Source organism: Achromobacter sp. (genome assembly GCF_057314935.1).
On record NZ_DBHKZA010000097.1, the window covers coordinates 12,963 to 19,504 of the forward strand.

The 6,542-nt window shown below is 66.0% G+C and carries 9 protein-coding genes; 2 read left to right on the forward strand and 7 right to left on the reverse strand.

Annotation, left to right across the window (positions count from 1 at the left end):
• The 5 genes from ACO6D5_RS26000 to ACO6D5_RS26020 all read right to left on the reverse strand — a co-directional run.
• The coding region (locus ACO6D5_RS26000; protein ID WP_485826988.1) for a beta-eliminating lyase-related protein at positions 1–461 on the reverse strand (461 nt) is incomplete at its 3' end.
• A 5-nt stretch (positions 462–466) separates the two neighbouring features.
• A complete protein-coding gene (locus ACO6D5_RS26005) occupies positions 467–1,201 on the reverse strand; it encodes an ATP-binding cassette domain-containing protein (RefSeq protein WP_315529151.1) in 735 nt (244 codons plus the stop codon).
• A gap of 66 nt (positions 1,202–1,267) precedes the next feature.
• Entirely contained in the window at positions 1,268–1,957 is a 690-nt protein-coding gene (locus tag ACO6D5_RS26010; protein WP_006227722.1) for an amino acid ABC transporter permease, read from the reverse strand.
• 9 nt (positions 1,958–1,966) lie between these two features.
• On the reverse strand, positions 1,967–2,716 hold the full coding sequence (locus tag ACO6D5_RS26015) for an amino acid ABC transporter permease (protein ID WP_315140054.1): 750 nt from the start codon (positions 2,714–2,716) through the stop codon (positions 1,967–1,969).
• Between the two features lie 84 nt (positions 2,717–2,800).
• On the reverse strand, positions 2,801–3,712 hold the full coding sequence (locus tag ACO6D5_RS26020) for an amino acid ABC transporter substrate-binding protein (RefSeq protein ID WP_315140057.1): 912 nt from the start codon (positions 3,710–3,712) through the stop codon (positions 2,801–2,803).
• 171 nt (positions 3,713–3,883) lie between these two features.
• Between ACO6D5_RS26020 and ACO6D5_RS26025 the strand changes: the two genes are divergently transcribed.
• Positions 3,884–4,816, forward strand: a complete 933-nt coding sequence (locus tag ACO6D5_RS26025) for a LysR substrate-binding domain-containing protein (protein ID WP_315529071.1) — start codon at positions 3,884–3,886, stop codon at positions 4,814–4,816.
• Positions 4,817–4,901: 85 nt separating this feature from the next.
• Here the strand turns inward: ACO6D5_RS26025 and ACO6D5_RS26030 are convergent, their stop codons facing one another.
• Positions 4,902–5,570, reverse strand: coding sequence for a flavin reductase family protein (locus ACO6D5_RS26030; protein ID WP_485826989.1), 669 nt, complete (start codon positions 5,568–5,570; stop codon positions 4,902–4,904).
• Between the two features lie 18 nt (positions 5,571–5,588).
• Complete coding sequence (locus ACO6D5_RS26035; RefSeq protein WP_485826990.1) at positions 5,589–6,077, reverse strand: VOC family protein; 489 nt, start codon at positions 6,075–6,077, stop codon at positions 5,589–5,591.
• A gap of 163 nt (positions 6,078–6,240) precedes the next feature.
• On the opposite strand from ACO6D5_RS26035, the gene ACO6D5_RS26040 reads away from it, so the two are divergent.
• The coding region (locus ACO6D5_RS26040) for a LysR family transcriptional regulator (RefSeq protein WP_485826991.1) at positions 6,241–6,542 on the forward strand (302 nt) is incomplete at its 3' end.

Genomic DNA, 6,542 nt, shown 5'->3' on the forward strand with positions numbered 1-6,542 from the left:
GCGCCCCCGGCGTTGTTGTGCGAGGTCTCCATCGCCACCAGCGAGGTCTTCAGCCGGTGGCCGCCGGACAGCAACGCGTCGTCCAGCCGGTTCAGGTCCATGGCGCCGTCGGTGCCGGACACGCCCTGGTAGAACAGGCCCGTGAAGGTGGCGGCGCCGCGCTCGGACGTGTACATGTGGGCGGACGACTCCAGCACGACCTGCTCGTTGCGCTGCGTCTGCGCCAGCACGGCCAACAGATTGGCCATGGTGCAGCTGGGCACGAACAGCCCGGCTTCCTTGCCCAGGCGGGCCGCCACATGCGCTTCCAGCGCGCGCACGGAAGGATCTCCGTCCAGGCCGTCATCGCCGATCGGCGCGGTGCGCATGCGTTCGTACATGGCCGCGGTGGGGTGGGTGACCGTATCGCTGCGCAGGTCGACAGGGGCGCTGGGAAGGTCGGCGGGGGTCCGCTGGGTCATGGCTTTCAGTGCTGCAGAATTTTGGAAAGAAACTGGCGCGTGCGCGGGGCACGCTCCTCCACATTGCCGAAGAACGCGTCTTTCGCGCAATCCTCCACAATCTTGCCGCCGTCCATGAAGATCACACGGTCGGCGACGCGGCGGGCGAACCCCATTTCATGGGTCACCACCATCATCGTCATGCCTTCACTGGCCAGGTCGGTCATCACGTCCAGCACCTCGTTGACCATCTCGGGGTCCAGCGCCGAGGTCGGCTCGTCGAACAGCATCACCACCGGGTCCATCGATAACGCGCGCGCGATCGCCACCCGCTGCTGCTGGCCGCCCGACAGTTCGCCGGGGTGCTTGTCCTTGTGCGCCGACAGGCCCACGCGCTCAAGCAGCGACAGCGCGCGTACGCGGGCCTCGTCCTTGCTCCGGCGCAGCACCTTGACCTGGCCCAGGCACAGGTTCTCGGTCACCGACAGGTGCGGGAACAGCTCGAAGTGCTGGAACACCATGCCGGCCACCGACCGGAGCTTGGGCAGGTTGGTGCGTGGATCGCCCACGGAAATGCCGTTGACCGTGATGTCGCCCTTTTGGAAGGGCTCCAGCGCGTTCACGGTCTTGATCAGGGTCGACTTGCCGGAGCCCGACGGTCCGCAGACCACCACGACCTCGCCTTTGCCGACTTTCGTCGTGCATTCATCCAGCACCTGGAAGGTGCCGTACCACTTGCTGACCTGGTTGATCTCGATCATCGGAGGCGTCGAAGAGAGTTGCATCGTAGAACCTGTGGATAACGGGTAGGAGCGGGGCCGGGGCGCTTAGCGCAACACCCGGGTGCGCTTTTCCAGCAGCTTGACCAGACGGGACGCCGTGAAGCAGATCACGAAATACACCACCGCCACGAAGAGATAAAGTTCCACCAGCCGGCCGTCACGCTGGCCGATCTTGGAGGCCGCCCCCAGGAAGTCCGTCAACGACAGCACGTAGACCAGCGACGTGTCCTGGAACAGGATGATCACGCGCGTCAGCAGCGCCGGCACCATGTTGCGAAAGGCCTGCGGCAGCACCACGTAGCGCATGCCTTGCCACGGGGAAAGGCCGATCGCCATGCTGGCCGACACCTGGCCGCGTGCGATCGACTGGATGCCCGCGCGCATGATTTCGCAGAAGTACGCGGCCTCGAACATGGTGAAGGTGATCACCGCCGAATTGAACGCCCCCACGCGCAACGGCGTGGGCGACCCCACCACCCAGGCGGCGATGTACGGCACCAGGAAGTAGAACCAGAAGATCACCAGCAACAGCGGGATCGACCGCATCACGTTCACGTAGATGCCTGCCGGCACCGACAGGATCTTGAAGCGCGACAACCGCATCATCGCCAGCAGCGTGCCCAGCGCCAGCCCCATCACCGCGGCCAGCACGGTCAATGTCAGGGTGAACGTCATGCCCGTCTGGAACAGGTAGGGCAGGGCGGTCCAGATCACATCGAAATCGAATTTACCCATGGCGATCCCCTAGCGACTCTTGCCGGCCGAACCGATCAGCCCGGGAACCGCGACATGGCGTTCAAGCAGGCGCATGCCCAGCACGACAATGCCGTTGATGATCAGGTAGATCACCGTCGCGGCGGAGAACGCCTCGAAGATATGGAAGCTGAATTCCTGCATGGAGCGCGCCTGGCCGGTCAGCTCCAGCAAGCCGATGGTCAGCGCCACCGACGAATACTTGATGGTGCCCATGAATTCCGACGTCAAGGGCGGCAGCACGATGCGAAACGCCTCGGGCAGGATGATGTAGCGGTACACCTGCACCTCGGTCAGCCCCAGCGCGGTGCCCGCCTGGAACTGGCCTCGCGGCAGCGACTGGATGCCCGCGCGCAATTGTTCGGCCACCCGCGCCGACCCGTAAAAGCCCAGGCACAGCACCGCGGGCACGAACTGCCCCCAGGGTTGCGGCATCTGCTTCATGGCCAGCCCCCAGGCGTGCGGCAACAATTCGGGCAGCACGAAATACCACAGGAACATCTGCACCAGCAGCGGGATGTTGCGGAAGATCTCCACATACGTCGCGCCCAGCACGTTCATCAGCCGGGACTGCGCCGTGCGCATCACGCCCAGCCAAGACCCCAGCAGCAGCGAAAAGACCCACGCCGTCAGCGCCAGCGCCAGCGTCCAGCCCACGCCGATCAGGATCGTTTCCAGGAAGGTATGCACGCCGTCAGGCGACATCTCCAGGAAAACGCTCCAACTCCAGTTGTAATTCATGCCCGTGCCCTAGATCGGCGCCGGCCGCGGCGCCTTGCCCCAAAACCGCCGCGGGACGCGCGTGGCGTCCCGCGGACAACCTGCTTACTCGTATGCCTTGGGGTCGCCCGAATCCGTCGGGTTGGCCAGCGCGCGCTTCAGGGCGTCGCTCATCGGATACTTCAGGTTGATCTGCTTGGGCGGGATCGGCGAATTGAAGTACTTGTCATAGATCGCGGCGACTTTGCCGGTCTTGATCAGGTCCAGCACCGCATCGTCCACCACCTTCTTGAAGGCGGGGTCGTCCTTGGGTTCCATGATGCCGTAGGGGGCCATTTCCAGGCCCTTCTTGCCGATCACGAACGCGTCGGGGTTCTTGGACGAGGCCACGGCGCCGTAGGCGATGCCGTCATCGTTGGCCGAACCCGCGGCGCGGCCCGATTCCACCATCAGGATGGTCTCGGCGGTATCCTTCGTCGGCGCCATGGTGATGCCCAGGTTGCCCTTGGCGTTCAAACCGGAAATCAGGCGGAAGGTCTGGCCGCCCGCCTGGGCGGCGATGGTCTTGCCGCGGAACGATTCCAGGTTGTTGGGATCCACGCCGCCGTCCTTGCGCGCCACCAGCACCACCTGCGCCACGAAGGTCGTGGGCGCGAACGACACCAGCTTGTGGCGGTCCAGGTTGTTGGTGGTGTTGCCGCATTCCAGGTCGATGGTGCCGTTGGCCAGCAGCGGGATGCGCGTGGCCGAGGTCGTCGGGTTGTAGCGCACGTCAAGCTTGGGCAGCTTCAGCGCGGCCTTCACGTACTGGGCGATTTCCTGGCAGATCTCCACCGTGTAGCCGACCGGCTTCTGGTTGCCGTCCAGGTAGGCGAAGGGGACCGAGGTTTCAGGATGGCCGATGGTGATCACGCCGGTTTCCCGGATCTTGTCCAGGCGGCTGGGGCCCTCGGCGTGAACGGTGGCGGCGCTGCCCAGCAGGGCGGCGGCGACGGAGATCGCGGCAAATGCTTTCATCTGATTCCCTTGGCGCCGTGCGTGCGGCGCGTGTTTGTATTCACGATCGGCGGCGCCAGACTGTTTGGCGGCCGCCGCGTCCCGCGATGAGCCCCGCGGCTGGCAAAAAGTATCAACTAGCAGTATGGTTTTATCCAGTTCCAATCAGGTATTCCTCTATACGGATTTGATATGGCCATTCCACGGATGGGCTTAAGACACATCGAGGCCTTCCGAGCCGTCATGATGACCGGCTCGATGACGGCCGCCGCGCGGCGCGTGCATACCTCGCAGCCGCACGTTAGCCGCTTAATAGCGCAATTGGAAGCGATCACCCAGTTTCCCTTGTTCGACCGCAACGGCAGCCGCCTGAGCCCCACGCAGGACGGGTCGCGCTTCTTCCAGGAGGTCGAAAAGACCTTCATCGGCCTGGCCGGACTGGAGTCGGCGGCGGCCAGCATCCGCTCGTTCAGCGCCAGCCGGCTGAGCGTGGCCGCCATGCCCCGGCTGGCCGGCGGCATCCTGGCGCGCATCGTCGCGGCCTTCAAGACGGAATACCCGGACGTGATGGTGTCGATTCATTCCGGCAACGCCAGCGCGGTCCACAACTGGATCAGTTCGGGCTTCTGCGACACGGGGCTGGCCATGCTGTCGGGCGACAGCCCCGGCATCCAGGTCGAACCGGTGCTGACGATGAGCTGCGTGGCGGTCCTGCCGAAAGGGCACCGGCTGACCAAGCTGAAAAAACTCAAGCCCGCCGACTTCGCGGGCGAACCCTTCATTGCGTTTCCCAGCGCCACCCCGCTGCGCGAAAAGATCGACGCCGTCTTCAAGGCCGCGAAGGTGGAGCGGCAGACGGTGGCCGAGGCCGGGCTGGGCTCGTCGGTGTGCGCGCTGGTGGGCGCCGGACTCGGCGTAGCCCTGATCAACCCGCTGGCCGCCCGCGAGGAATACGAGGCCAACGGCGTCGAGGTCCGGCCTTTCAGCCCGTCGGTGCCGGTCACGGTCGCGCTGCTGTATCCGCCGTATCACACGCGCACGCGGCTGGTCAGCGTGTTCTCGCGCTACGCCCATCAGCTGATGAACGAAGAGATGGCCGACCTGAAGACGCGGCCGGCGCGATGAAGGGAAGACGGTGCAGGGGCCTGCGCGCTGAAACAGGGGGCGCGCCAGGCCGGACGGCGCGCAAAGCGGGCGGCGCACTACCGCCTTATATCCGCGGCGTCTCCAGATAGCGCTCCGCCTCGCCCGACTGCTTTAGGGCCTCCCACTGGGCCAGGCTCAGCTGCCGCATCTGGAAGGCGGGCTGCGGGCGGCTGTACCACCCCGGATTGTGCAGACGCGCCAGCAGGTCCATCTTCGGACCGTCCAGATACAGGTGTTCCCGGTCCGCCACCAGCTCATCCTGCACATGCATGGCCGCCACGTCGGCCACCACCAGGCTGCGCCCGTCGATGCGCAGCAGTTCATGCACCCGGCACTCGAACGCCACGGGCGACTGCATCACGCGCGGCACGCCGATGCGCTCGGACGGCGACAGCACCAGGCCCGCTTCCACCGATTCGTCCACGCCGGCCGGAAAATCCACCGCCGTGACGTTCATCCTGGCCGCCAACCGTACCGACACCAGGTTGACGGTGAATTCGCCACGCTCGGCAATGTTGCGGGCGGTGTCCTTGGGCGCGCCGTCGCGCATCCCGATGCCCACGCAGATCAGCGGCGGGTCGCCCGACATCAGGTTGAAGAACGAGAAGGGCGCCACATTCGTCGCCCCCCGCGCGTCGCGCGACACGATCCAGGCGATGGGGCGCGGCACGATCGCCGCGGTCAGCAGCTTGTAGCGGGCCGGACCCGCCAGTGCATTCAAATCGATGAACATGGCTTATCCCCAACCGCCTCAGTCTTGCCCGGCCGCTTGCGTCGGCGCCGCGCCGGCCGCCGCCTTCCGGTCGGCGAACAGGCGGTCGCTGCGTTTGCAGCGGCAACGGCCGATCTGATGCAGTTCAATCAGGTTGCCCACCGGGTCGCGCAGGAACAGTTGCATCAGCTCGGGCGCCGCCACGTTGTCCAGCTTCCAGTAGTCCACGCCCTGCCGCTGCAGCTCGGCCTCGGCCGCGGCGATATCCCGCACCGCCAGCGCCACGTGGTTTTCCACCGGGTCGCAACCAGGCCCTTGGGAATAGGGCGAGGGGCCGTCGCTGCCCAGCAGATGGATCTGGCAATCATTGCCCAGGTCCAGGAAGTACCCCGCGATGCCCGGGATCTCCCAGCGGCCTTTATCCGTATCCAGGCCCAGCACGTCCCCATAGAACGCGCCCATGGCCGCCACCTTGGCCAGCGGCATGCGCACCGCGTGATGATGCAGCTCCAGTACGTCCAGCGCCATTTGTCTCTCCTTGGTTTGTCCGGCTGGCGCCCATGCACCGCCAGGTGCGCCATGGTGGCGTCCGCGCCCGCCACGGGGAATGCCGACACAGGCAATCCACGATTGCGTTTCGCGCAACCCTGAGCGCGCCGCCGCACCGCGCGTGCACGCTATGCTTGGCGGCATGACTACGCCAGACCTCAACCTGCTGCTGACCCTGGACGTGCTGATCCAGGAAGGCAGCGTCGCCGGCGCGGCGCGCCGCCTGAACCTCAGCACGCCGGCCATGAGCCGCACCCTGGCGCGCATCCGCGAAGCGGTGGGCGATCCCGTCCTGGTGCGTTCGGGCCGAGGACTGGCGCCCACGCCCCGCGCGCTGGAACTGCGCGACCAGGTGCGCAGCGTGGTCGAACAGGCGCAGTCCGTGTTCTCTGCCTTCAGCCAGGACGTCGACCTGGGCACGTTGACGCGCGTCTTCACGCTGCG

Coding starts and splice junctions, on each gene's coding strand:
- ACO6D5_RS26005 (WP_315529151.1), bottom strand. CDS start 1,201: ATGATCGAGATCAACCAGGTCAGCAAGTGGTACGGCACCTTCCAGGTG.
- ACO6D5_RS26010 (WP_006227722.1), bottom strand. CDS start 1,957: ATGGGTAAATTCGATTTCGATGTGATCTGGACCGCCCTGCCCTACCTG.
- ACO6D5_RS26015 (WP_315140054.1), bottom strand. CDS start 2,716: ATGAATTACAACTGGAGTTGGAGCGTTTTCCTGGAGATGTCGCCTGAC.
- ACO6D5_RS26020 (WP_315140057.1), bottom strand. CDS start 3,712: ATGAAAGCATTTGCCGCGATCTCCGTCGCCGCCGCCCTGCTGGGCAGC.
- ACO6D5_RS26025 (WP_315529071.1), top strand. CDS start 3,884: ATGGCCATTCCACGGATGGGCTTAAGACACATCGAGGCCTTCCGAGCC.
- ACO6D5_RS26030 (WP_485826989.1), bottom strand. CDS start 5,570: ATGTTCATCGATTTGAATGCACTGGCGGGTCCGGCCCGCTACAAGCTG.
- ACO6D5_RS26035 (WP_485826990.1), bottom strand. CDS start 6,077: ATGGCGCTGGACGTACTGGAGCTGCATCATCACGCGGTGCGCATGCCG.